Origin of the sequence: Candidatus Regiella insecticola LSR1 (genome assembly GCF_000143625.1) — a bacterium.
GTDB classification, from domain to species: domain Bacteria; phylum Pseudomonadota; class Gammaproteobacteria; order Enterobacterales; family Enterobacteriaceae; genus Regiella; species Regiella insecticola.
Genome location: NZ_GL379659.1, coordinates 1 through 3,281 on the forward strand (window position 1 = coordinate 1; position 3,281 = coordinate 3,281).

General features: G+C 32.4%; 2 protein-coding genes and 1 pseudogene. All 3 read left to right on the top strand.

Going from position 1 to position 3,281, the window contains the following annotated elements:
- The first annotated feature begins 445 nt into the window (after positions 1–445).
- Positions 446–850, top strand: coding sequence for a hypothetical protein (locus tag REG_RS08920; protein WP_006705341.1), 405 nt, complete (start codon positions 446–448; stop codon positions 848–850).
- The gene (locus tag REG_RS08925) at positions 844–1,827 is read left to right on the top strand and encodes a hypothetical protein (protein ID WP_006705342.1); all 984 of its coding nucleotides are present in this window, start codon (positions 844–846) and stop codon (positions 1,825–1,827) included. Before REG_RS08920 ends, REG_RS08925 begins: the two co-directional genes overlap by 7 nt.
- 47 nt (positions 1,828–1,874) lie before the next feature.
- Positions 1,875–3,281 (top strand): annotated as a pseudogene (locus REG_RS08930) (hypothetical protein); the annotation flags it as partial.

The following is a 3,281-nucleotide window of genomic DNA, read 5'->3' on the forward strand; positions in this document are numbered from 1 at the left end:
AAATGATGCACTGAAAGCCTGTTATTATGGCAATAATTCGATTTTTAACGTAACCCTTTATTCTGGACTAGATTTGGAACGAAAAGCGCTCAGCGTGACCCCTTAACGTATGAAGAAATATGCTGTCATTCCTCACCAGGACAGCTAATAAGACTTAACCTATAGATATACACATATTCCATTCAAGAATTGCCTCGCCATTGTGCGGGGCAATTGCGTTTTTGCATGTATGTAAATATTTTTTTGATAAGAAAGTATCATCAATAAAAATATTTTAGCTATTAAAAATAACCCGCTTTTGATGAGTATTTCCACTTATTCTCCCTTAACCGAACAAAACTGCCTCTAGCTGTTATGAAATAACCATCACCAGCATACGGAGCATACGCTTACGCTTCATAAAAATACAAATCTACATCCAGAGAAAAATAATCGAGGAACAAAAATGACTGAAACAACCAAAATTGATAATTCAAATCATATGGAAAATACATTAAACACAGAATCAATCGAGGCTTCCATAGAAGAGATTTCTGAAAATCAAGATAATAAAATACAATACGATATAACATACCAAAAGGCTAAAAAATACCTTAAAGAGGTCGGGTTTTTATCAGAAGAAAGTTTTGTTTATCCTGAACAAGTGGTGGATGATATTTATCGTGCTCTTGCAGCAGATAAGAAACATTTAACAGGATTAGCATCAAAATTAACTGATATTACAGAAGTCCCTCAAGAAAATGATAAAAAATCAATATTAAAAGACTTATCAACGAAAAAATTCAAAACTTTTTCATTCAAACTATCTTTAAAAAAGACAGTTTCCTTGAGTTTGTTGCTGATTTGGTAAAATCCAAGGACGATGACAAGAAAACAGTAAAATATGTTTGGCAGGATATTTTAGATAAAATAGCACACTTGAAGCCAGAAACCATAAAAAAAATAGAAAAAGACATTATCTTTCCTTGTATGCCAGTATTCGAATATTACGCAGATATTCCTAACATGGGAAGGTTTAGAATATTTAATAGACTTGAATATTTAGTCATTGGCTCTATCCCCTGGGTATATATTCATGCTACTCTACATTTTTTAAATGACAATAGCATCGATTTTAATCCGTATATTGAAGAATATCTCCTACAAATAGGAGCCTTCTTAGAACATGTAATAAAAAAAGGCAGTATCCCTGAGAAAGTAAGATACTTTTTAATTCCTGTAGCCTTATCTTATGCGATAAAAAATACTGATGTATTAGTAGAGGAAATTCTTAATTCGCCCGTTCTAAGGGAAAAAGTCGTTACGGAGTTTTTTAACTCGGTAGATAAAGAAAATGAAGAAATTAAAGCAATACTTCCAATCAATAAATTTATAAAAGCAATGGATGGATATAAAACTCGTACAGAATTAGCTAAAGAGAAACTAGCTAGTATAGGTATTATTGATAATGAAGGCGCGATTGCAGCTTACAAAGCTGCACCTGATTCTTTTCCTTCGACTATCGATGCTAGACTACCAAACCTCACTGAGATCTTTGCAAAGCAAAATGAAGAGATTGCTAAAAAATTTAGCATATGGCAGAAGATTGCCCTTACAGATGCCATTGATAGACTGTCATTACAAGAAGACAAGGATTTTTTTAATCTTGGGAAAGTATCTTATGCTAAATTTGTTTTCACAGAAAAAGAATGTTATTACGGGATGAAGGAAACGTATATAGAAGATAATGCCCCTAAGGTTATGGAGTTATCTCTTCCTTATCCGCATTGTTCAGATATTACAGTATTAAAAATCATTGAATATATATATATAGTGTTATTTGTATAGAATATTTTCACACGACTCGATGGTTTATTCTCTCTCCTGATGACGATATGCGATATAGATTTCACGAGATTGATGATCCTAGAAGTAAATACTCGTATTTATCTTTTTTTAAAAAAAACACCGCAATACCACATGAAATTATAGAGAAAATAGAAACTAAACCATTTATAGTTGAGCTTGATAAATACGAAAATTTAAAACAAGAAAACGACTCAGTAACCAAGCTAGTAGAAGAACTTACTAGAATCCGAAAAGATTCTTTTTATGACAATCTACATCAATCAGGGTATGAAGCAACCATTATTGAAAAGATTGCTGATTTCTTGAAGCATCTAATTCCTTTTTACGATGCAATAAAAAATCTACAAGATGGCAAAAAACTTGAGGCAGCTGGTTATTTTGTTCTAGATCTTCTGATGTTCTTGCCTTTAATTGGTGAAGTAGGCAAACTTAGCGTAGGCATGAGTGAAGTATTAATATCCGCCGCTAATATTTCTAGACTCAGAATGACAAGATATTTAGCGACGGGATCGTTGAAATTTGCTATAAAAAATACTGCACCGTGCTTCTTTAAAGAAGGTATCTTTGGCACATCTAATTTACTGACAAAGCAAACATTAATTTATGTCCTGAAAGCGACAGTGCGTTCTGTCGATCCTGGTTTTGAGTTAGTTTATATGGGAGGAAAATATATCTATAAACAGTCTAATCAGCTCACGAATAAAATACTTAAAGAACTAAATACCTATAATGATTATTCTCTTGCTTATAAGGATATGCTGATTAACATGCTGTCGAAACCTAGAGTTGAAATCCCGTTGCAGAAAAAATATATTACTAATGAAATGCTTTCTACAGCTATCCAACTAGCACAGCAGAATAGATACGAAAGAATTATTGAAGAGTTAACTTCATTGAAAAACATAATGCCAAAAGTTCCTGAAGTGCAAGCCTACCCACTCACTACTACATGTATTGCATCAGTATGTACTGCATCATTAAGAGAAGTGAATCTTTCTTTTGAAAACATAAGGACGGTAACAAGTGAGATGATCGATGGTGTATCTCATTTAAATATATCTTCTAACCCTATTAATTCATTACCTCCAACACTACCTAATACATTAACTTATTTAAATATTTCTAACACGCTAATCGATTCATTACCAACACTACCTAATACATTAACTCATTTAGATATTTTTGACACGCCAATCATATCGTTACCAAAACTACCAGATAAATTAACTCATTTAAATCTTTCTAGCACGCTAATCGTGTCATTAGGAAAACTACCTAATAAATTAACTGATTTAGAGATTTCCAATACGATAATCCGCTCATTACCAATACCACTACCTAACACATTAACTCATTTAAATATTTTTAACACGCCAGTCATATCGTTACCAAAACTACCAGATAAATTAACTTATTTAAATCTTTCTAGCGCG

Excerpts from the sequence above, each read along its gene's own strand:
- REG_RS08920 (WP_006705341.1), top strand. The coding sequence starts at position 446 with ATGACTGAAACAACCAAAATTGATAATTCAAATCATATGGAAAATACA.